The 20,834-nt window shown below is 71.6% G+C and carries 24 protein-coding genes; 13 read left to right on the forward strand and 11 right to left on the reverse strand.

The genetic code is table 11. The features are described 5' to 3' along the window. Nucleotides 1–26: 26 nt before the first annotated feature. Nucleotides 27–779, reverse strand: coding sequence for a DUF1345 domain-containing protein (locus ACFVSU_RS04910; RefSeq protein WP_387138904.1), 753 nt, complete (start codon nucleotides 777–779; stop codon nucleotides 27–29). On the opposite strand from ACFVSU_RS04910, the gene ACFVSU_RS04915 reads away from it, so the two are divergent. Then, nucleotides 778–1,323 (forward strand): hypothetical protein, encoded by a 546-nt coding sequence (locus ACFVSU_RS04915; RefSeq protein ID WP_387138906.1) that lies wholly within the window; start codon nucleotides 778–780, stop codon nucleotides 1,321–1,323. The two genes, ACFVSU_RS04910 and ACFVSU_RS04915, sit on opposite strands and share 2 nt — an antisense overlap. A gap of 50 nt (nucleotides 1,324–1,373) precedes the next feature. On the opposite strand, the gene ACFVSU_RS04920 is transcribed toward ACFVSU_RS04915, so the two are convergent. The 4 genes from ACFVSU_RS04920 to ACFVSU_RS04935 form a co-directional block, all read right to left on the reverse strand. Further along, nucleotides 1,374–3,074: an ABC1 kinase family protein gene (locus ACFVSU_RS04920; RefSeq protein WP_387138909.1), complete on the reverse strand. Its 1,701-nt coding sequence runs from the start codon at nucleotides 3,072–3,074 to the stop codon at nucleotides 1,374–1,376. Between the two features lie 121 nt (nucleotides 3,075–3,195). After that, on the reverse strand, nucleotides 3,196–3,753 hold the full coding sequence (locus tag ACFVSU_RS04925; RefSeq protein ID WP_387138912.1) for a PadR family transcriptional regulator: 558 nt from the start codon (nucleotides 3,751–3,753) through the stop codon (nucleotides 3,196–3,198). A 124-nt stretch (nucleotides 3,754–3,877) separates the two neighbouring features. After that, nucleotides 3,878–4,372 carry a DUF427 domain-containing protein gene (locus ACFVSU_RS04930; protein WP_387138915.1) on the reverse strand — a complete coding sequence of 165 codons (495 nt, stop codon included), beginning with the start codon at nucleotides 4,370–4,372 and terminating at the stop codon, nucleotides 3,878–3,880. Nucleotides 4,373–4,443: 71 nt separating this feature from the next. Then, on the reverse strand, nucleotides 4,444–5,862 hold the full coding sequence (locus tag ACFVSU_RS04935; RefSeq protein ID WP_387138918.1) for a dihydrolipoyl dehydrogenase family protein: 1,419 nt from the start codon (nucleotides 5,860–5,862) through the stop codon (nucleotides 4,444–4,446). A 152-nt stretch (nucleotides 5,863–6,014) separates the two neighbouring features. Here ACFVSU_RS04935 and ACFVSU_RS04940 point away from each other — a divergent pair, with 152 nt between their 5' ends. The 6 genes from ACFVSU_RS04940 to ACFVSU_RS04965 all read left to right on the forward strand — a co-directional run bounded on the left by ACFVSU_RS04940 (nucleotide 6,015) and on the right by ACFVSU_RS04965 (nucleotide 10,998). Next, nucleotides 6,015–6,839, forward strand: coding sequence for an ABC transporter ATP-binding protein (locus ACFVSU_RS04940; protein ID WP_387138921.1), 825 nt, complete (start codon nucleotides 6,015–6,017; stop codon nucleotides 6,837–6,839). Next, a complete protein-coding gene (locus ACFVSU_RS04945; RefSeq protein WP_387138924.1) occupies nucleotides 6,836–7,507 on the forward strand; it encodes an ABC transporter permease in 672 nt (223 codons plus the stop codon). Before ACFVSU_RS04940 ends, ACFVSU_RS04945 begins: the two co-directional genes overlap by 4 nt. Further along, complete coding sequence (locus tag ACFVSU_RS04950; RefSeq protein ID WP_387141234.1) at nucleotides 7,504–8,229, forward strand: ABC transporter permease; 726 nt, start codon at nucleotides 7,504–7,506, stop codon at nucleotides 8,227–8,229. The genes ACFVSU_RS04945 and ACFVSU_RS04950 overlap by 4 nt, the downstream gene beginning before the upstream one ends. A 28-nt stretch (nucleotides 8,230–8,257) precedes the next feature. Further along, entirely contained in the window at nucleotides 8,258–9,172 is a 915-nt protein-coding gene (locus tag ACFVSU_RS04955; RefSeq protein WP_387138927.1) for a glycine betaine ABC transporter substrate-binding protein, read from the forward strand. Between the two features lie 148 nt (nucleotides 9,173–9,320). Further along, nucleotides 9,321–10,679 (forward strand): hypothetical protein, encoded by a 1,359-nt coding sequence (locus ACFVSU_RS04960; protein ID WP_387138930.1) that lies wholly within the window; start codon nucleotides 9,321–9,323, stop codon nucleotides 10,677–10,679. 19 nt (nucleotides 10,680–10,698) lie between these two features. Further along, nucleotides 10,699–10,998, forward strand: a complete 300-nt coding sequence (locus ACFVSU_RS04965; RefSeq protein ID WP_387138933.1) for a hypothetical protein — start codon at nucleotides 10,699–10,701, stop codon at nucleotides 10,996–10,998. A gap of 11 nt (nucleotides 10,999–11,009) precedes the next feature. On the opposite strand, the gene ACFVSU_RS04970 is transcribed toward ACFVSU_RS04965, so the two are convergent. Further along, entirely contained in the window at nucleotides 11,010–11,411 is a 402-nt protein-coding gene (locus ACFVSU_RS04970) for a DUF3054 domain-containing protein (RefSeq protein WP_387138936.1), read from the reverse strand. Then, nucleotides 11,408–12,151: a sulfurtransferase gene (locus ACFVSU_RS04975; RefSeq protein ID WP_387138939.1), complete on the reverse strand. Its 744-nt coding sequence runs from the start codon at nucleotides 12,149–12,151 to the stop codon at nucleotides 11,408–11,410. The genes ACFVSU_RS04970 and ACFVSU_RS04975 overlap by 4 nt, the downstream gene beginning before the upstream one ends. A 167-nt stretch (nucleotides 12,152–12,318) precedes the next feature. On the opposite strand from ACFVSU_RS04975, the gene ACFVSU_RS04980 reads away from it, so the two are divergent. The 3 genes from ACFVSU_RS04980 (at nucleotide 12,319) to ACFVSU_RS04990 (ending at nucleotide 14,694) form a co-directional block, all read left to right on the forward strand. Next, on the forward strand, nucleotides 12,319–13,281 hold the full coding sequence (locus ACFVSU_RS04980; RefSeq protein WP_387138942.1) for an alpha/beta hydrolase: 963 nt from the start codon (nucleotides 12,319–12,321) through the stop codon (nucleotides 13,279–13,281). A 60-nt stretch (nucleotides 13,282–13,341) separates the two neighbouring features. Continuing rightward, nucleotides 13,342–14,358, forward strand: a complete 1,017-nt coding sequence (locus ACFVSU_RS04985; protein WP_387138945.1) for a hypothetical protein — start codon at nucleotides 13,342–13,344, stop codon at nucleotides 14,356–14,358. Between the two features lie 114 nt (nucleotides 14,359–14,472). After that, nucleotides 14,473–14,694 (forward strand): hypothetical protein, encoded by a 222-nt coding sequence (locus ACFVSU_RS04990; RefSeq protein ID WP_387138948.1) that lies wholly within the window; start codon nucleotides 14,473–14,475, stop codon nucleotides 14,692–14,694. 13 nt (nucleotides 14,695–14,707) lie between these two features. Here the strand turns inward: ACFVSU_RS04990 and ACFVSU_RS04995 are convergent, their stop codons facing one another. Continuing rightward, complete coding sequence (locus ACFVSU_RS04995; RefSeq protein ID WP_387138951.1) at nucleotides 14,708–15,700, reverse strand: SDR family NAD(P)-dependent oxidoreductase; 993 nt, start codon at nucleotides 15,698–15,700, stop codon at nucleotides 14,708–14,710. Nucleotides 15,701–15,818: 118 nt separating this feature from the next. Beyond that, nucleotides 15,819–17,234: an amidase gene (locus ACFVSU_RS05000; RefSeq protein WP_387138954.1), complete on the reverse strand. Its 1,416-nt coding sequence runs from the start codon at nucleotides 17,232–17,234 to the stop codon at nucleotides 15,819–15,821. Between the two features lie 325 nt (nucleotides 17,235–17,559). Between ACFVSU_RS05000 and ACFVSU_RS05005 the strand changes: the two genes are divergently transcribed. Both ACFVSU_RS05005 and ACFVSU_RS05010 read left to right on the forward strand, forming a co-directional pair. Then, complete coding sequence (locus tag ACFVSU_RS05005; protein WP_387138957.1) at nucleotides 17,560–17,931, forward strand: hypothetical protein; 372 nt, start codon at nucleotides 17,560–17,562, stop codon at nucleotides 17,929–17,931. 59 nt (nucleotides 17,932–17,990) lie between these two features. Continuing rightward, on the forward strand, nucleotides 17,991–18,599 hold the full coding sequence (locus tag ACFVSU_RS05010) for an ArsR family transcriptional regulator (RefSeq protein WP_387138960.1): 609 nt from the start codon (nucleotides 17,991–17,993) through the stop codon (nucleotides 18,597–18,599). Between the two features lie 12 nt (nucleotides 18,600–18,611). Here the strand turns inward: ACFVSU_RS05010 and fdhD are convergent, their stop codons facing one another. After that, nucleotides 18,612–19,526 (reverse strand): formate dehydrogenase accessory sulfurtransferase FdhD, encoded by a 915-nt coding sequence (fdhD, locus tag ACFVSU_RS05015; protein ID WP_387138963.1) that lies wholly within the window; start codon nucleotides 19,524–19,526, stop codon nucleotides 18,612–18,614. A 1-nt stretch (nucleotide 19,527) separates the two neighbouring features. After that, nucleotides 19,528–20,556, reverse strand: coding sequence for a GTP 3',8-cyclase MoaA (gene moaA / locus ACFVSU_RS05020; RefSeq protein WP_387141237.1), 1,029 nt, complete (start codon nucleotides 20,554–20,556; stop codon nucleotides 19,528–19,530). Here moaA and ACFVSU_RS05025 point away from each other — a divergent pair. After that, entirely contained in the window at nucleotides 20,525–20,686 is a 162-nt protein-coding gene (locus ACFVSU_RS05025) for a hypothetical protein (RefSeq protein ID WP_387141322.1), read from the forward strand. The genes moaA and ACFVSU_RS05025 overlap by 32 nt on opposite strands. Nucleotides 20,687–20,834: the final 148 nt, after the last annotated feature.

The raw sequence follows: 20,834 nt of genomic DNA on the forward strand, positions 1-20,834 counted from the left end.
CGCGCCCGGGCGCTCGTTCTCGAAGTCTAGAGATCCACCGGGCCCGCGTTGATGATCGTGCTGAACGCCAGCACGATGATGAGCGCGTTGAGGAAGAAGCTCGTCGTCGTGTGCCAGACCACGGTCCACCTCATGCGGGTCGTGACCACTTGCACGTCGGAGACGGAGAAGGTCGTCGCGTTCGTGAAGGAGAAGTACACGAAATCGGCAAGTCGCGGGTTCTCGGTGCCGGGGAAGATCAGCGGCGGGATGATCGAGAGGCGGTAGCGGCGGTCATAGATGCGCGCGAAGCCCCAGTGGTACAGCGCCCACGACAGCAGCATCGCGACCACTCCGACGGGCTCGACCCAGCCCGCCCAGCCAGGGTCGTTGCGGAGCACCAGGATCTCGGTGGCGGCGACGATCCCGACGATGCTCGCCAGGAAGGTCGCGGTGACGGTGACCGCCGCGACGACCGGGTGCGCGTCGAACGCTCCGATCCAGCGCGGGGCGGCGGTGCGGGAGCGCTTCACGCTCGCGCCGACCACGATCACCGATGCGAGCCAGTAGAGCCCGCCGACCGCGCACCATGCGGCGAGCGCATCGAGGGTGAGTTCGACGTCGTCCACCAGCAGGATCTGCAGCCCGAGCCAGATCAGTGCGAGCTGCACCAGCAGATCCGCGACCCGCACGATCACCGCCCAGACCACACGCACCCCCGAGGACGAGTTCCTGCGTGCCACCGTAGCGGGTGGGGAGCCCACCGAGCCGGACGCGCTCCACTCGTATGCTCCGATCATGCGGATCGTGGTCTCCGGCACCCATGCCAGCGGGAAGAGCACCCTCGTCGGCGACTTCTCGGCGGCGCACCCCGAGTTCGAGGTTCTGCCGGATCCCTACGAACTCCTGGATGAAGCGGGCGACGAGCCCGATGCGGGACTCTTCCTCGCCCAGCTCGGCATCTCGGCCCGGCGCCTGCTCGAGTTCGATCCAGGCGCGAAGGTCATCGCCGAGCGCGGCCCGCTCGACTTCCTCGCGTACCTCACCGCCCTCGACGAGCTCGGCCGCGCGTCCCGCCCCGGCGGTCACCCGCCCCGAGCCGTCGACCTCACCGTGGCCGCGATGGCGCACGTGGATCTGCTCGTGCTCCTGCCGCTCGGCGGAGACATCCGGGTGCCGGAGGACGAGGACCCGGAGCTGCGCGAGGCCATGGATGACGCGCTGCTCGAGCTCTCCGACGACCCCGACCTGCTCGGCGGGGCTCGCGTGATCGAGGTCACCGGCGACGGGGGCGCTCGGCTGGCACAGGTCGAGACGGCGATCGCGGACCTCGGCGGCTGCTGACGCGCCGGGGCGCAGCATCCGTCGCCCGATCCCCCCGGGCCGACGTGACCTCAGTCGTGCGGGCCGCGCCTGCCCGAGAAGCCCGCGAACAGCGCGTACAGCAACGGCACCAGCGAGCCGATCATGAGCACGGTGCCGATCGTGAGGTCTTCGACACGCAGCACGGCCCCGCTGATCAGCAGCCCGGCGAACAGCACGGCCGCCACGACACGCCGGATCAGGCGCTCGAGGCGGCGCAGCCATCGGTCGAGCTTCGGGACGTCGGCGACGAGCCGCCCATCTTCGATGCGCGTGACCATGTCGTCGAGGCGCCGCGGCAGGCGCGCCATGACACCGGCGGTCGACACCGCCTCCTGGGCGATCGCCTTCGCCGCGTTGCCCCGCTCGTCGCGCAGCAGCCGCGCGGCGTACGGTTCGACGGCGTCCCACACGTTGAAGGCGGGATCGAGCGAGCTGCACATGCCGCTGGTGAGCGAGACCGCGCGGATGATGAGCAGGAAGTTCTCGGGCAGCTGGAACGGCAGCGACCTCATGACGTCGCCGAACTCCTTGGCGAACTGGCGGAACTCGCGCGGGTCGACCTCCTGCAGCTCCGCGAATCCCATGCCCCCGAAGCGCGCGAACAGCGCCGTCATGGCCCGTTCGAGCTCCACTGTGTCAGCGGAGGGAAGGAGCACCCCGACGGCCCGGATGCTGTCGATCATCTGTGCGCTGTTGCGCGAGGCGACGGCGATCATGAGCTGCTGCAGGTTGTGGCGCAGCTTGTCGGGGACCTCGCCCATCATGCCGAAGTCGATGAAGGTGAGGGTCCACGGATGCCGGCTGTCGCCGGCTGCCCGCGTGACCGGCGTCACGAAGATGTTCCCGGGGTGGGGATCGGCGTGGAAGAACCCGCGCAGGAAGAGCTGGTCGAACATCACGTTCGCGAACTCGACCGCGACCTCCGCCGGGTCGATGCCCGCCGCCCGCAGTCCCTCGACGTCGTTGATCTTGATCGCCGTGACGTCGGCGAGCGTCAGCACGCGGCGCGTCGTGCGCTCCCACGCGATCTCGGGCACCGTGACGCGGGGGTCGCGCGCGAAGTCCGTCGCGAACCGCTCCGCATTCTGCGCCTCGTGAAGGTAGTCGATCTCCAGACGGCTCGTGTGCGCGAACTCCTCCACCAGCGCGGGCAGGTCGACGTGATCGCGCACGATCCGCACGCGGGTGAGCCAGCCGGCCACGCGGCGCAGCGCCGCGAGGTCGACGTCGACGATCGCTTCGATGCCGGGCCGCTGGACCTTGACGACGACGTCGGCGAACCCGGTCTCGGCCGCGTCGCTCGGCGTCAGCCGCGCACGATGCGCTTGGCCGAGGGATGCCGCCGCCACGGGTGTCTCATCGACCCATTCGAACGCGCGTCCGAGCGGGATGCCGAGCTCCGCCTCCGCGAGCGCGCGGATCGCGGGGAACGCGACCGGCGGGACCTCGTCCTGCAGCCCCTCCAGCTCCTTCGTGATCTCAGGAGGCAGCACGTCGAGCCGCGAGGAGAGGAACTGGCCCACCTTGATCATGAGCCCGCCGTACTGGACGGCGAGCACGTGGAACCGGCGGGCGATGGTCTGGAGGCGTTTCGTGCGGCCGCGCGCGGCGAGCGCGCCGAATCCGAACCTCGGCAGCACGAGCTCGAACCACCACGCCTGCACGATGTACCGGCCGGCGAAGCGCAGGATCCGGCGGTAGCGGGCGCGCGGGTTCCCGACGTCGGCCATCGAAGCTCCTCGGACGGTGCTGTTCAGCGGTTAGGAGTGCCTGCGATCCCGGTCGCCCGGGATCGTCTGCCCCGCCGAACCCGCGGACTCGGGCCGACGCCGTCTGCCGGCACGCCGGCCGTCAGTCCTGAGCCAGGATCGAGTAGAGCTTACGCCGCGCGTCGTCGAGCACTTCGACCGCCTTGGCCACCTGCTCGGACGTGCCGCTGCGACCGACCGTCGCCGCCGCCTGGGCGAGCTTGGCGCCCGCCTTCGGGAGCGCCGTGCGTCCGGAGTCGCGCGATCCGGCGGCCTCCCACGGGGCCGACTGCCCCTCGGCTGCCGCCGCTGCCGCACGCCCCGCCTCGGTGAGCGAGTAGGTCTTCTTGCCGTTCGACTCCTCGGCGGCGACGAGGCCCTCGTCCGCGAGCATCTGCAGCGTCGGGTACACAGACCCGGGGCTCGGCTTCCACGCGCCGTCGCTGCGCTCCTCGATCTCCTGGATGATCTGGTACCCGTGCATGGGCTTCTCGGCGAGGATCGCGAGCACCGCGGCCCGCACATCACCCTTGGCGACGCGCGGCGAGAAGCTGCGCTCGAAGGTGTCTTTCAACTGGTCCATCGCATCCCAGAAGCTGCTCGGAAGCCCCGAGCCCTGCCCTGATGGACGTGAACCGAATCCCTGGAACGAACCGCTCATGACGACCTCCTGAACGAGCGTGTGCCGATACCCTGACGATACCTACCGATATATCGGTGAACAAGAGTCGGGCCTGGGCGTTCGCTGTGCAGTTCCCAGGACAGACGCCGGAGCTCCGGGTGTCTCACCAGCCGAGCGAACCCGGCTCTCCCTTGAACGGACCGACGACGTCGGGAGTGATCCACCCTCCGTAGAAGCGTCCGGGCTGGGGCACGACCTCGACGCCGTCGAGCGTGCAGCCGTCCATCTCGCGCGCGTACACCGCGACGCGGCCCTCGAGCTGCTCGAAACCCGCGGAGGGTCGCGGGTACGTCCACGCCGCGCGGGGGCGCACCTCGTCGCCACTGCGCACGTCGAAGTAGGCGGCACCGCCTTTGAACTCGCAGTACGAGGACCCCTCGCCGGGCGTGAGCGTCCCCTCGGCGAACGCCTGGATCGGCAGATAGTAGACCGGCGGGTGGCTCGTCTCGAGGACGCGGACGACGTCGTCGGTGTCGACGATGACCTCGCCGCCCAGCCGGATCCGCGCTCGGCGTGCGACCCGCTCGAGACGCGGCGGGCGCGGGTAGTCCCAGACCGACTCCTGGCCGGGACCGGTGGGCAGGGGCTCGGGTCGCATGGCGGTCCTCCTCACGGTGGCGGTGAGCGGTCAGCGTACTCCGCGACGCTCCGAGCACCCTCAGGCGCGGCTCAGCGGCCGTACTCCTCGAGCCAGCGCAGCCAGACCTCGCTGATCGTCGGATACGACGGCACGGCGTGCCAGAGGCGCTCGATCGGCACCTCGCCCACGATCGCGATCGTCGCCGCGTGGAGCATCTCTCCGACGTCCTGCCCGACGAACGTGGCGCCGACGAGCACGCGGCGCTCCTCGTCGACGATCGCCCGCGCTCGTCCCTGGTAATCGTCGGCGACCTCGCTCGCACCCGCGATCCAGTACAGGTCGTAATCGATGACACGGATGCTGAGACCCGCCTCGCGCGCCGACTTCTCGGTGTGCCCCACCGCGGCGACCTCGGGATCGGTGAAGACCACCTGCGGCACCGCCGCGTGATCGGCCGTCGCGACGTGCCTCCCCCACGGGGCATCGTCGACGTCGGCGGCCTTCGCGCGCACGGCGATGACGTCGCCCGCGGCGCGGCCCTGGTACTTGCCCTGGTGGGTGAGCAGCGCGCGGTGGTTCACGTCGCCGACCGCGTACAGCCAGTCCACGCCGCGCACGCGGAGCGTGTCGTCGACGTCGAGCCACGAACCGGGCTCGAGCCCGATCGCCTCGAGCCCGAGATCCTCCGTCCGCGGCACCCGGCCCGTGGCGACCAGCACCTCTGCGGCCCGCACTTCGGACCCGTCCGACAGTGCGAGCACCACGTCGCCGGCGTCGTCACGCGAGACCCGCTCGACCTCGACGCCGGTCTTGACGGTGGTTCCGGCATCCGTCAGCGCCTTCTCGACGGCCTCGCCCGCGAAGGGCTCGACGCCTCGCAGCAGGCCGGAACGGGCGATCACGGTCACGGTGGAGCCGAACGACGCGTACAGGGTCGCCATCTCGGTGCCGACCGTGCCCCCGCCGAGCACCGCCAGCGATGCCGGGACATCGCGCACGCCTGTCGCCTCGCGGCTCGTCCACGGTGCGACGTCGCGCAGCCCCGGGATGTCGGGCAGGAGCGCCGCCGAACCGGTGGACACCACGACGGCGTGGCGGGCGACGAGCTCGGTCTCGGTGCCGTCGGCACCGGTGACGGTGACCTCGCGCTCGCCGGTCAGCCGCCCGTGCCCGCGCACGAGATCGATGCCGGCGCCTTGGAGCCACTCGACCTGCGACGTGTCGTCCCAGTTGTGCACCAGCTCGTCGCGGCGCACCAGGGTCCTGGCCACGTCGACGGTTCCGGTCACCGCCTCGGCGGCGCCCTTCACCCGTTGCGCGGCACGCACCGCGGCGCCTGCGCGCAGCATCGCCTTCGAGGGGATGCAGGCCCAGTACGAGCACTCGCCGCCGACGAGCTCGCTCTCGACCACGACGACCGACAGGCCGCCCTGGGTCGCCCTGTCGGCGACGTTCTCGCCGACAGGGCCGCCGCCGATCACGATGAGGTCGTACTCCCGAGCAGTCATGCGCCCTAACGTAGCGGCCGGCGATGACACGGGCGACGTCCTTGCCGCAAGCGCGCGCAGGCGGAAGGATGGCGCAGGTTACGGCCTCTGTCCAGCGCCGCCGTCATGTCCGAGGGCTGTGGTTATCTGGGAACCCCGGCCGAAAGGGCAGCATGGCGATCGAATTCCGTGGGGTCTCGAAGCGATATCCCGATGGCACGGCCGCCGTCGAGGACTTCAGCGTGCTCATGCCCGCGCACAAGACCACGGTGCTCGTCGGCTCGTCCGGCAGCGGCAAGACCACATTGCTGCGCATGATCAACCGCCTGGTGGATCCGACCGGCGGGATCATCAGGATCGACGACGAGCCGATCTCGGAGCGCGACCCCGTCACGCTGCGCCGGGGCATCGGCTACGTGCTGCAGAACGCCGGGCTCCTCCCCCACTTCTCGGTCGTCGACAACATCGCGACGGTGCCGGTGCTGAACGGCGTCCCGAAGGCGAAGGCGCGCGAGCGGGCTCTCGAGCTGATGGATGTCGTGGGTCTCGAGCGTGGCCTTGCCAAGCGGTATCCGAGCCAGCTGTCCGGCGGTCAGCAGCAGCGCGTGGGCGTCGCCCGCGCCCTCGCCGTCGACCCGAACATCCTCTTGATGGACGAGCCCTTCGGCGCTGTCGACCCCATCGTGCGTCGCGAACTGCAGACCGAGACGCTCCGCCTGCAGAAGGAGCTCGACAAGACGATCGTCTTCGTCACCCACGACATCGACGAGGCGTTCCTGCTCGGCGACCAGGTGGTGATCCTCGAGAAGGGCGCGCGCATCGCGCAGATCGGCAGCCCCAGCGAGATCATCGAGAACCCGGCGAGCGACTTCGTCGCCGACTTCATCGGCGTCGAGCGCGGCGCGCGGGCGCTGCGCGCCAAGCGCACCGCGCGCGGCACGGTGCTCGTCGACGACGCCGGCCGCACGCAGGGCGTGCTCGTGGAGGACGAGCCGTGAGCTGGGTCGCCGACAACGTCGACCTGATCTGGGCGCTGACGCTCGATCATCTGCGGCAGAGCGCCATCGCGATCATCGCGGGCTTCCTCCTGTCGGTGCCGCTCGGGTGGCTGGCCTTCCGGTACACCCCGCTGCGCGGCACCGTGCTCACCGTCGTCGGGCTGCTGTACACGATCCCGTCGTTCGCACTCTTCGCGGTGCTGACACTGTTCGGCATCCCGTTCCTGTCCGAACTGAACCTCCTGGTCGCCCTCACGATCTACGCGGTCGCCATCATGACCCGCTCCGTGACCGACGGACTCGCCTCGGTCGACCCCGTGGCGCGGTCCGCCGCGATCGCAGTGGGTTTCGGGGCATGGCGACGGTTCTGGACGGTGGATTTCCCGCTCTCAGGTCCCGTGGTGCTCGCCGGGCTGCGCGTGACCGCCATGTCGACGATCTCGCTCGCCACCGTCGGCGCGCTGATCGGCGTTCAGAACCTGGGCTACCTGTTCACGAACGGCTCGCAGCGCCGGATCATCGCCGAGGTGTTCGCCGGCGTCATCGCGGTGGTGGTCATCGCCGTCATCGTCGATGTCATGCTCATGTTGGCGGGCCGCGCACTCATGCCGTGGACGCGACGGACGAGCGCACCGCGTCCGGGCCGACTGAGGGCGGTGACGGCATGAATCTGCTCGCCGAGGCGTTCGCGTGGATCTTCTCGCCCGCCCGCCTCACGGGGACGCTTCCCCTGCCGACCGCGATCGCCCAGCATCTCGCGTTCACGTTCGGTTCCGTGGCGATCGCCGCGGTCATCGCGATCCCGATCGGCTGGCTGATCGGCCACACCGGCCGCGGTCGCGAGATCGCCGTGTTCCTGTCGGGCGCGGCCCGCGCGCTGCCCGCCCTCGGCCTCGTCGTGCTGCTCGTGATGCTCTTCGGCGTGAACCTCAAGACCGAGGCCGCGGTGACGGTCTTCGTCGTCCTGGCGATCCCATCGATCCTCGCGGGGGCGTACGCCGGCATCGAATCGATCGACCGCAGCGTGATCGACGCGGGACGCGCGATGGGAATGACGGAATGGCAGATCCTGTTCCAGATCGAGATGCCGCTCGGCCTGTCGCTCCTCATCGGCGGACTCCGCTCCGCGACGCTGCAGGTGGTCGCCACCGTGACCATCGCCGCGTACGTCGGCCTGGGCGGACTCGGCTTCTACATCATCCAGGGCATCAACCTGCGCGACTTCGCCGAGATCCTCGGCGCGTCGATCATCGTGGTCGTCCTCGCCCTGGTGCTCGATGGGCTCTATGCCCTCCTTGCCCGCTTCGCCGTCCCGCGGACCGACGGTCCGCGCACCCGCGCACGCCTGGCCGCATCGCCGTTGACGCGAGCGCCCCAGTTCTCTCGTTGATCCCCACCACCACACCGGAGGTATGACAATGTCCACAGCACGAACCCGGCTCGCCGTAGCCCTCGCCGGAACAGCCATCGCGGCGCTGGCTCTCGCGGGCTGCGCGTCGAGCGACCCGCTCAGCGGCGACAGCACGGACAGCGGAGACACCGCTGACTCGTCGACCATCGTCATCGGCTCGCAGGCCTACTACTCGAACGAGATCATCGCCGAGATCTACGCGCAGGCACTCGAGGGCGCCGGCTTCACCGTCGATCGCAACTTCAACATCGGGCAGCGCGACGCGTACCTCCCGTCGCTCGAGGACGGCTCGATCGACCTGTTCCCGGAGTACACCGGCAACCTGCTGCAGTACTTCGAGCCCGACACGACGGCGACCACTCCTGATGACGTCTACGCGGCCCTCAAGGACGCCCTGCCGGACGGGCTGACGGTGCTCGACCAGTCGCCCGCCACCGATCAGGACTCCTACAACGTCACGGCCGCGTTCGCCGAGGAGAACGGGCTCACCTCGATCGAGGACCTCGCCGGCATCGACGGCCTCGTGCTCGGCGGCCCGCCCGAGCTCGAAGAGCGCCCCTATGGTCCGAAGGGTCTTGAAGAGGTCTACGGCGTCTCCGTCACGTTCAATCCGACCGCCGACACGACGGTCGACGAACTGGTGGCCGGCAACATCCAGGTGGGGAACGTCTACAGCGCCGACCCCCGCATCGAGACGGACAAGCTGGTGACGCTCGAGGACCCGAAGGGCCTCTTCCTGGCATCCAACGTCGTTCCGCTCGTGAATGCGGACCTCGCCGATGAGATCGCCGACGTGATCAACGCGGTGAGCGCCGCGCTGACGCCCGAGGGCCTCGTCGCGCTGAATGTCGAATCGACCGTGGACCAGCGCTCGTCCGAAGACATCGCCAAGGATTGGCTCGCCGCCAACGGCCTGAGCTGACACCGCGAAGCCACCGACAGCGCCTCCTGCGTCGCCCGCCCAGGGCTGTGCAGGGGGCGCTGTCGTCGTCTCCGCTCGCCCGAGTCGCCCGACCGCGGGCACGCACTTCGCTAGGTTGGGCAGCCAGGAGACCGCGAACAGGAGCCGCATGCCCGATCCCTCCCCTCCGGGCGACCCCGCCGAAGCGGCGACACCGGACGACCCCGCGAACGCGTCTACTCCGGACGGCGCGCCCACCCCGCGGCGCTATCGCACACCCGACCTCGACGCCCCGCAGTACGCGGTTCCGGCGTACGCGGCACCAGAACCCGGCGACGCCTCGCCGACGGCGCCGAGTATCCCGGGCCCGTACGCAGCGCCGCACGGCTACGGGCTCGCCGGCACGGACCCGCGCGGAGCCGACCACCTGCTCCCGCCCTACGCGCGGGACGGCGCGGCCCAGGCATCGGGCTACCCCGTCGCGCCCGGCTACCCCACCACTTCGGCGTACCCCGCTGCACCCGGCTCCCCGACGGCACCGGCGTACCCGGTGCCGGGAGGCCGCGACAGCCGGCCGAAGGCGCTCGCCATCGTCGCGCTGGTCCTCGCCGGTGCCGGGGTGCTCCTGCTCTTCGTCGGTGTCGGGCTCGGATCGGGCGCCGGATTGCTCGCTCCCCTGCTGCTCCTCGCGGCGTTCGTCCTGTCGCTGGTCGCTCTCCTCAGCCGGAATCAGGGAGGCAAGGGCTTCGGCGCGGGCGCGCTGGCGGCCTCGGTCCTCGGGGGCCTGGTGTCCGTCGTGGTCGTGGTCTCGGTGCTCGGACCGTTCAGCACCTCCTCCCGCGATGACGTCGTTCCGAATACAGGCGACGGGTACGACGACTACGCCATCCCCGGCGTCGCCGCGCCGGGGACGGACGGCCAGCCCGACCCCGGCGCGCAGTTCCCGACGCCCCAGCGGCCGACGGTGACGGAGACCGCGTTCGGGCACGACTTCGGCGACATCTGGTGGTACGTCGTCGTGGTCGACAACCCGAACGCCGACTATGTGTTCGACGCCTTCCTCGACGCACAGGCGTACGCCGAAGACGGCACCGTCATCGGTTCCTCGACCGCCATCGCGACCCTGCTGTCGGGCCAGACCGCGGTCGTCGGCTACTTCACCATCGAGGGCGAGGAGCTGATCGACACCCTCGAAGTGACCGTGCCCGAGGCCTCGCATGCGACGCTCTCCCCGGCGGACGAGACCGGCTCGTTCCGCGTCGACGGGCTCGCGGGCACACCCGACCCCGGCGGCACCTCGACGCGCACCCCGCCGGGCACGGCGACCGGCACCGTGAGCGGGCGCTTCGCCGACGATCAGCGCTACGTCGCCGTCACCGTGGTCGCACGGGCGATCGACGGCCGCATCGTGCGCGCCGCCACGGCGTATGTCGACGAGGTGCCCGGCGACGGGACTCCAGTGCCCTTCGAGGCGTGGTTCGCCGAGTTCCCTCCCGACGTCACCCTCCAGGCCTCCGCTCACCGCTGAGGCGACGTACGCTGTCGGCATGACCGTGGGCGACGCGATGGTGTGGGGATTCGTCTCCGCGGTCGTCGCGCTGCCGGTGTACTTCCTGTGGTTCTCGTTCGACACGCACCGACGTCGCCGGCGCGGCGAGACGCCGGCGCACTCGTCGGGCGGGCTGCTCGGAGTCGAGGAGTTCTTCTACCCGACGGCCGAGAACGCCCGCGCGGTGTGGGAGGCGGAGCAGATCACGCCGGCACCCGCCCCGCTTCCCGGAGACGGCCCCGGTGTGATCGACGGCAACCGGATCGTGATCGAGACGGGCCTGCGCAAGACCGCCTGAGCCCGCCCGAGTCAGCGCCGGCGCACGCGACGCACGATCGCGACGATGACCCGCCAGCCCACGAGCGCAACCAGCAGGGTGAGCGACGCCACGATGATGAACGCCGGCGCGGTGCCCTGACCCGAGACCCAGCGCAGCAGCATCCCACCCGCGACGGTGACCGCCCAGACGCCCAGGCCGGTGCGCACCGGCGCCGCCGGTGCACGCCACGCTCGCGTGACGAGCCAGCCGATGCCAAGGCCCGCCAGGAATGGCCAGGCGGTCTGCCAGAGGCCTGCCCAGACGTCGGAGTCGTGGCTCGCGCGACCGATGGCGGCGAACGCGATCACGAGGACGACATCGACCCCGAGCGCGCCCAGGACCGCGGCGCGGCCGACGGGACGAGCAGCGGCCGCCGGTTCCTGCGCGGTCATGCGAGGGCCCCCGACCGCGGGGCGAGGCCCGGCGTCAGAGCCTCCCGCTCGTCGAACACGAAGCAGTCGCCGCTCCAGTGGTCGCCGCCCACGTGCTCGAAGTAGCCGAGGATGCCGCCGTCCAGCTGGTAGGCCTCGACGCCCGCCTCGCGCAGGTAGATCGCCGCCTTCTCGCACCGGATGCCGCCGGTGCAGTAGCTCACGACCGTCTTGCCCTGGAGGTCGGACGCCGCGGCGGCCGCGGCATCCGGGAACTGGGTGAACCGCTCGATGCGCCAGTCGAGAGCGCCGTCGAAGGCGCCGTAGTCGACCTCGAAGGCGTTGCGGGTGTCGAGCAGCACGACCTCGCGGCCGTCATCGTCGTGACCGCTGTCGAGCCACCGGCGCAGCGTGGCGGGCGCGACGGCGGGCGCGCGATTGCCCTCGGGGCGGATGGTGGGGTGGTCCATGCGGATGATCTCGCGCTTGACCTTGACGAGCATCTTGCCGAACGGCTGCGCGTCCGACCAGCTCTCCTTCGTCGCGAGCGCGGCGAAGCGCGAATCCGCCCGCAGCGCGGCGACGAAGCCGCGCACCCCCTCGGCGTCGCCCGCGAGGAAGAGGTTGATCCCCTCCTCGGCGATCAGGATCGTCCCCTTCAATCCGGCAGCGACCGCGCGCTCACGCAGCAGCGGGCGCAGCTCGCCGGCGTCGTCGATGCGTGTGAAGAGGTACGCCGAGATGTTGAGAACGGATGCCACCCCTCCAGCCTAAGGAGCCCCCGCGGCGCCCTGCGCACGAGCGCCCGCGCACCTGGCGGGTTCACAGCCCTGAAACCGCCGCACACGGCGGTCGCGGCATCCATCACCATGAAGTGAGGATCGACGTACGCCGCAGCGCCGCGGCGGACCCGAACGACGGAGACCCCATGCCCGAGCTGACCGCACCACCCTTCGATCCCGAGCTCCACGCCGCGCTCGGCCTCATCGCCGAGGTCATCAAGCCCACGCTGACGCCCGACATGATCCCGCTGATGCGCGAGATGCCCGCCGACCCGACGCTCGACGACCAGGTCGCGGCCGTCGGCGCCGTGCACGAGGAGCGCACGATCGCCGGCTACGACGGCGGCGAGATCGTGCTGTCGATCTACCGTCGGCCCGGCCGGACCACGACGGGGCCCGGGATCTACCACATCCACGGCGGCGGCATGGTGATCGGCAACCGCTTCATGGGCGTGCAGGCCTTCCTGCCCTATGTCGCCAGCCACGACGCGGTCGTGGTGAGCGTCGAGTACCGCCTCGCGCCCGAGTTCCCCGACCCGGTACCGGTGGAGGACTGCTACGCGGGCCTCGTGTGGACGGCGGAGCACGCCGACGAGCTCGGCATCGACCCGACGCGGATGATCGTCGGCGGGGCGAGCGCCGGGGGCGGTCTGTCGGCCGGCGTGACGCTGCTCGCCCGCGACCGCCAGGGCCCGGCCCTGCGCGCCTCGCTGCTCATCTACCCGATGCTCGACGACCGCAACGAGTCGGTGTCGGCGCTGCAGATCCAGGGCATCGGCGTGTGGGACCGCACGAGCAACTTCACCGGCTGGAACGCCCTGCTCGGCGACCGCCGCGGCACCGACGACGTGTCGATCTACGCCGCTCCCGGCCGCGCCGAGGACCTCTCGGGCCTGCCGCCCACCTTCATCGACGTCGGCAGCGCCGAGGTGTTCCGCGACGAGGACGTCGCCTACGCGTCGCGCATCTGGGCGGCCGGCGGCATCGCAGAGCTGCACGTGTGGCCGGGCGGTTTCCACGGGTTCGACGGCTTCGCACCGCAGGCCCAGATCTCGATGGCGATGATCGAGACCCGCAACCGCTGGCTCACCCGCATGCTCGACGCTTGAGCCGCGCTGCTGAGTCCCGCCCGCGTAGGGTGGGGCTCAGCAGCGTCGAGGGGGATGCCGATGAAGGAACTCGTGGGCAGGCTCAGCGCCCTCGACCCCGAGGCGAGCGAGACGCTCAAGGTCATCGCGTACTTCGACGCGCTGGTCGATGGACGCGTCGGCGCCGAGGGGATGCTGCGCGGAGCCGCCGTGCTCAGTGGCGCGCCGATCGGACACGTGCACACCGGCCGCGCAGAGGGCCGCCGCTTCGGCGCGGATGGTGCCGAGTTGGCGCCGGGCCGTCCCGACGACTGGCCGGCTGTCCCGTCGGCCGACGGCTCGACGGTGTGGCTCGAGCGCGCCGGGGATGCTCACGCGAACGACGCCATGGTGCTCGAGCGGCTGGCGATCGCGCTGTCGATCCAGTCGGTCCGGCTCGACACCAGCACGCCCACGCGTCGCGCGGTCGAGGTGCTGCTCACGGGCGACGCGTCGGAACAGGAGCGCGAGGAGGCGGCCGCCCGGCTGTCGCTGGGCGCGCATACCGCGATCCACGCGGTCGCCGTGCCGCCGACCGTGCGCCTTGACCGTCCTCTCGCCCACGCCGTGGTCGCGACGCGATTCGGCCTCGCGCGCGCCGCCCTCTCGCCCGACGACCGTGCGCCCGCACCCCGAGCGGGCATCGGGACGGCAGCCTCCGGGCTGTCCGACCTGCGCGAGTCGTGGCGCTCCGCCCTCGTCGCGCTGCGCCTCGCCGACGACGACGAGCCCGTCGTGCGCGCCGCCGACCTCGGCCCTCTGCTGCAGCTCGCCGAGACCGAGGACCTGCGCGCATCGCCGCATCCCGACGTGCTCGCGATCGACGCGCTGCTCGCGACCGCGTGGAGCGAACGGATGCTGCGCGCCCTGGCGGGCGGCGCTTCTCAGCGCTCCCTGGCCGCCGACGCCGGCGTGCATCACTCCACGATGGGCGCACGGCTGCACGAGCTTCCGACGCGGCTCGGGTACGACCCGTCGACAGCGCGCGGGCGCACGCGCCTCGACGTCGCGCTCATGCTGCACCGGCTGGCGCACGCGCGGTTCGACCCCGGCCGCTGATGCGTAGACCCGCACCGCGTCGCGGTCAAGGGCCTCGCCGCGTCGTCGCCCGCGCCGCAGGCTGGGGGTGATGGAGGGCACGACGCGCGGCCCTCGTTCCTCCCAGGAGACGTCATGACCGACCCCACAGTCCCCGAGCCCATGCCGGACCAGACCCCGCCGGGCGAGATGCCTCCCGGGCCGGGCTCTCCCGGACCGGGAAGCCCCGACCCGGGCCCCGGCCCCAGCATCCCGTCGCCGCCGGACGAGCCGATGGCGCCCTGGCCCGAAGAGCCGCTGGCGCCCCACCCGGAGGAACCGCCGTTCCCGCAGACGCCCGAGACGCCCGGGCCGTAGCCGACGCTCCGGTTCAGGCGCGCACGGCGTCGCTGCGGTCCTGCAGCAGCTGTTCGGCCACCGCCCACATCCGCGCACCGTCGACCGGGTCGGCGAGACGTCGATACGGGCGCACGGGGCCGGCCGCGCCGCCGAAGTGCAGCGCACCCGCAGGGCCGAAGAAGCCCGGGGCCGGCGCTGGGCCCACGCGGCCGGAGGCTCCGCTCGCCGCGCCAGCGGCGAGTGGAGGGGCAGTGGGGACGGTGACCGCAGCGAGCAGCGCCGGCTGCGCGGCCTGCGCGGGCGTATTGCCGAGGCCGTCGGCGAGTCGGCGTCCGAGACTGCCGCGATCGCGGGCGCGCATGGCTGGCGCGATCCCGGTGTCGGGCACGACGCCGGGATGACTGAGGTGCACCGTGACGCCCCCGGCCGCCGCCGAGCGCCGGGCGAGTTCGTAGCCGAACAGTCCTGACGCCACTTTCGACGCCCCGTAGGCGCGCAGCGGGGAGTAGCGACGCTCGCTCTGCAGATCGTCCCAGGCGGGGCGCCCGAAGCGGGCGGCCAGGCTCAGCTGCACGACGACGCGCGCTCCCCGCTCCTGCAGCAGCGGCAGCAGCGCCGTCGTGAGCGCGAAGTGCCCCAGGAAGTTCGTCTGGAAGTGCAGCTCGAAACCATCGGTGCTCACGTGGCGCTCGCGGTCGCCGAGCAGCACGATGCCGGCGTTGAGCACGACGAGATCGAGGGGCGTGCGATCGGCCAGGATCGCCGTGGCGAGCGCGCGCACCGAGTCGAGGCGCGCAAGGTCGAGGTCGACCAGGTCGGCACGCGCATCGGGCGCGCTCTCCCGGACGCGTTCGACCGCCCGCTCTCCCTTGACGCGATTGCGCACCGGCAGCACGAGATCGGCGCCGGCCGCCGCAAGGCCACGCGCGATCTCGACGCCCACGCCGTCGCTCGCGCCCGTGACCAGTGCGGTGCGCCCCCGCAGATCGGGCAGCGCGACCGGCGACGCCTGCGTGCGAGACATGGGTCCTCCGTTCGGCTCCGTCTCGGAAGAGGACGGACGGATGCCGCTGATACCGCCCGCACCCCCGGCGGGCCTGCCTCAGCCTGGCGCACGGGCGCCTCCGTGCACCAGAGGCGCCTCAGACCGGCGAAGGAACCGGAGGAAGGGCCGGTACTCCGGCCTCGACCGCGCGCCCCGCCTCGAACAGCACGTCCTCGCCGAACGCGGGGCCGACGAGCTGCACACCGGTGGGCATTCCGTCGGCGCCGAGACCAGTGGGCAGGGCCAGCGCCGGCAGTCCGAGGAAGTTGACGACCACCGTCAGCCACAGATCGCGCCATGCGCGGTCCGCGGCCTCCTGTCCGCCCAGGTCGTAGTCGGGCTCGCGCATCCGCGAGGTCGACACAGGTCCCAGGATCACGGGCACCTCGACCTGCAGCCGTCGCCACTCCGCCGCGATCGCGGCTCGCCGTGCCCACGCCTCCGCGTACTCGCGCGCCGACTCGTACGGGCGCGCCGCCGCCGTGCTGTCGCGCAGGAACGCCGTGGCGGAACGCCCCAGCGGCAGGCCGAGGGCCGCGGGGTCGAGCGAGATGAGCATGTCGGTGCACGACAGCCGCCGCCACAGCACGGCCGCCTCCTCGAGCAGCGGGACGCCGACGTCGACGACATCCCAGCCTTCACGGGCGAGGGATGCCGCGGCCCGGTCGATTCCGGCCGCCACCTCCGGATCCACCTCGAGGCCCGCAGGATCGCGCACGACGCCGACGCGACGCGGCACCGCGCCGGGGCGCACCGCGGGAGCGGCGACCGACACCGGGTCGTCGGCATCCCATCCCTGCATGACACCGAGTGCGCGCGCGACGTCGTCGACACGTCGCGCCATGGGCCCGTTCACGGAGAACTGCTGGAGCGTGAGCGCCACCGGCTGCTCGCGCACGGCCGCACGTGGCACACGCCCTTGCGACGGGCGGAGCCCGACCACGCCTGCCGCGTAGGCGGGGAGGCGGAGCGAGCCGCCGAAGTCGTTGCCGAGGCCGATGGCGCTCATCCCGGTCGCCACCGCGACGGCGTCGCCGCCGCTGGATCCGCCGGCACTGCGTGCGCGGTTCCACGGGTTCAGGGTGCGGCCGAACACGTCGTTGTCGGTGTCCCACCGCATCCCGAAGTCGGGCATGTTTCCCCGGGCGACAGGCACCGCGCCGGCATCCCGCAACCGCCGCACGACGGTGGCGTCTCGGGCCGGCACGGCGTCGGCGAGCCCTCGCCAGCCGTTGGTCGTCGCCGACCAGGTGAGGTCGATGTTCTCCTTCACCGAGATCGGCACGCCCGCGAGAGGCCCGGGGTCGCGACCCGCCTTGACCGCGGCGTCCACCTGAGCGGCCCCGGCCCGCGCACGGTCGGCGAAGACCACGGTGAGCGCGTTGAGTGCGGGATCGATCCGCGCGATGCGGGCCAGATGCTCCTCCACGATCTCCTGCGCGGTCACCTCCCCCTGGCGCACGGCAGCGGCGATCGCGGTGGCGGAATCGAGGGGAGGCGGCGGCTGGCTCATGTCGGTCCCATCCCACCACGAGCGTGCGAACGCCGGCTATCGGCACAGCCGGGTAGCACTCAGGAGACGCACAGGCAATCCCCCTTGCGAACACCGGCGGCGGGCGTAGTTTCTCTCTCAGACCCCGCGAGCGCGCGCCCCGAAGCTCCACCCCCTGACGGACGGCGATCGTGGATGGTGAGCGCGGAGATCGCTCCCCCAGTGGCGGTTCTCCCTGGCGCCCCGACGCTGTCCGCCCGTCCCCGCCGGCGGACAGCGCCATGTCCGGGCGAAATCGTGCGAATCGTGCGATGCCCCGCCACCGCGCGCCACTAGAGTCATGCCCATGGCATCAGGCAAGCAGCAGCAGAAGCCCGAACCCGAGCTCCACGGCGGCGTCCTCTCGGGCGGCGGAAGCTCCACCCTCTGGGGCTGGCTCATCGGACTCGTCGTCTTCGTGTTCGTGGCGGTTCCCATCTCGATCGCGGTCCGCTTCGCGACGCACCCGGCGACGCAGTCGCTGTTCGGCGGACGCCTCGAGGACGCGACCAGCGGCGCCTACTCCGCGTTCTGGTGGATCGTCGCGCTGTTCCTCTTCGCCATCCCCGTGCTGGTCGGCTGGGGCGTCGCGAAGCTCTCCGGCCGAACGCTCGCGATCATCGTCGGCATCGTCGCGGTGTTCTTCATCGCGATCCTCATCTTCGGCCAGCTGTTCTGATCCGACACGGGTGAACCTGCGGGCACCCGGTCGTCGTGGCGCCCCGCGATAATGGGACCATGACGACCGGGTACAGCGCGATCTCGAGCTACTCCCGCGTCGAGATCATGCACCTGCTTCAGGAGCGCCCGCAGCGGGCGATCTCCGAGCTCGTCGAGGCGACAGGTCTCCACGCCAACACCGTGCGCGAGCACGTGCAGCGCCTCATCGACGCCGGGTACGTGATCGCCGAGACCGAGCACCGCACCACGCGCGGACGCCCGCGCGTGCTCTACTCCGCGGCCACCGGCTCCGACGCGGCCTCGAGCCCTGTCGCCGTCCGCCGGGCGGAGGAGGCGGCTCGTCGCGGAGACCTGCTGCGTCGCGTGTACGGATCCGACACGGATGCCGAACTCGGCGCCGACGCGCTGCACCAGCTCGACGCGCTCGTGGAGGACCTCGGCGACGCCGGCTTCGACCCTCTCGTCGACGAACGCGACCTCACGGTCGATCTGACGCCCTGCCCGCACGTGCCCGCCGCCGAGCACCGCGGCGTGCTGTGCGACGTGCACATCGGGCTCATGGACAGCGTGCTCGCGCAGGCCGGCGGCCCGCTGCGGGTCGAGGGCATCGCGCCGTCGTGCGACCCGACGCAGTGCGTCGTGCAGCTCGCCGCGTCGCGCGGCTGAATCCCGGCGTGGTCAGCGCACCGCGGCCGTGACCCGCACCCGGTCGGGCCGGGCGTAGACGTTCATCGACGACCCGCGCACGAACCCGACGAGCGTGAGCCCCGAGGCCGCGGCCAGCTCGACGGCCAGTGACGACGGCGCCGAGACCGCGGACAGGATCGGGATGCCGGCCATCACGGCCTTCTGCACGAGCTCGAAGCTGGCGCGGCCCGACACCTGCAGCACGGTTCCGCTCAGCGGCAGGCGATCCTCCAGCACCGCCCACCCGACGACCTTGTCGACGGCATTGTGCCGGCCGACGTCTTCCCGCAGCACGAGCAGCTCACCGGACGCCGCGTCGAACAGTGCCGCCGCGTGGAGGCCGCCGGTCTTGTCGAACACCGTCTGACCGGCGCGCAGCGCATCGGGAAGACCGGCGAGCATGGTCGCGTCGACGGCTGCGGCATCCGTCCCGACGTCGTAGCGCGACTGCTTCTCGATGGCCTCGATGGACGCGGTGCCGCAGACGCCGCACGAACTCGTCGTGTAGAAGTTGCGGGCGATGTCGGTGACGAGCGGTGCGAGCTCGGGCGCGAGCGCGATGTCGAGGACGTTGTAGGTGTTCTCGCTCGAGGTCGCCGGCTCCGCGGGACCGATGCCGATCGTGAGCAGCGGGGTGGACGGCACAGCCCCGGTGCCCGGCCCGCCGCAGTGGATCGCCGAACGCAGGTCCGCGGCGGCCGAGATCACGCCCTCCGAAACCAGGAATCCGGCGGCGAGGTCGAGGTCGTTGCCAGGCGTGCGCATCGTGACGGTGAGCGGCTCGCCGGCGATGCGGATCTCGAGCGGTTCCTCCACGACGAGCGTGTCGGCGCGACGGCGCACCGCCACGTCGCCGTCGTTCAGTGCGATGCGGGTGACGGGGCTGCGGGCGGTGATGCGGCCCATGTCAGCCGCCGATCGCGTTCATGCCGCGCGCGGGCTGCAGGAACGACGGGTCGTTGATCGCATGCCCCGGCAGCTTGCCGTGCACGCAGGACCGCAGCATCCCATCGATCCGGGTTTCGACAGGCTCACCCCCCGGGGAGATCTCCGCGCGGAGGATCGGCAGCAGGTCGTACTCCGTGGTCGAGAACAGGCAGTTGCGCAGCTGCCCGTCCGCGGTCAACCGCAACCGGTCGCAGTCGCCGCAGAACGGCGCCGTCACCGACGCGATCACCCCCACCGAATGCGGGCCGCCGTCCAGGGTCCACCGCGCCGCCGGCGCCCCACCCCGGCCCGGCACCGGCGTCAACACCCACCGCCGACCGAGGGCGGTGAGGATCTCGTCCTGCGTCACCATCCGCGACCGATCCCACGTATGCCCGGCATCCAACGGCATCTGCTCGATGAACCGCATCTGCGCATCATGCGCGATCGCGAACTCCACCAGCTCCACCAGCTCGTCATCGTTCACGTCCCGCATCGCCACCGCGTTCAGCTTCAACGGGCGCAGCCCGGATGCCCCGGCCGCCGCGATCCCCGCCAGTACGTCACCCAACCGGTCCCGGCGGGTCAGCGCATGGAACCGGTCACGGCGCAGCGTGTCGATGGAGATGTTGAGCCGGGTCAGCCCGGCCCCGACCAGGGCGGGCAGCAACTCCGGCAGCCGGATCCCGTTCGTGGTCATCGCGATCTCCACCGGCCGCCCATCCGGCCCCGCGATCTCCGCGAGACGGCGCACCACGTCGACGATGTCGGTGCGCAGCAGCGGCTCCCCACCGGTGAGCCGGAACGTGCTGATCCCGTCCGCCGCGGCCACCCGCGCGATCCGCACGATCTCATCCACCGTCAGGATGCTCGTCTTCGCCAACCACTCATTGCCCTGCTCCGGCATGCAATACGTACACCGCAACGAGCACCGGTCCGTCAACGAGATGCGAAGGTCGCGGTGCACACGCCCGTGCGTGTCCACCAACGGGGAACCGATCGACCCCACCGGAGCGGCATTCGGGGCGGCGACCGCGCCGGAAGAGGCGGATGCCGCGGGCTGCAGCATCCGTCGCCCGATCGTCACCGGGATCGCCGTCACGCGCCCGGCCCCGATCGCTGTGCCCGGCTCGCCATGATTCCGAGGGTAGTCGCGCGACGGGCGACGGGCGCCGGTGCGACCGCTTTATTCACGGCGAGGAGGCTCGCCCCCTGCGCGGATTCCTGGGAATCTGGGAGCACCGGGCGCCCCTGGGGATTCGTCGCCCGTGTGGTCTGACCACATGC

The organism is Microbacterium sp. NPDC058062 (genome assembly GCF_042885375.1).
Lineage (GTDB): Bacteria > Actinomycetota > Actinomycetes > Actinomycetales > Microbacteriaceae > Microbacterium > Microbacterium trichothecenolyticum_C.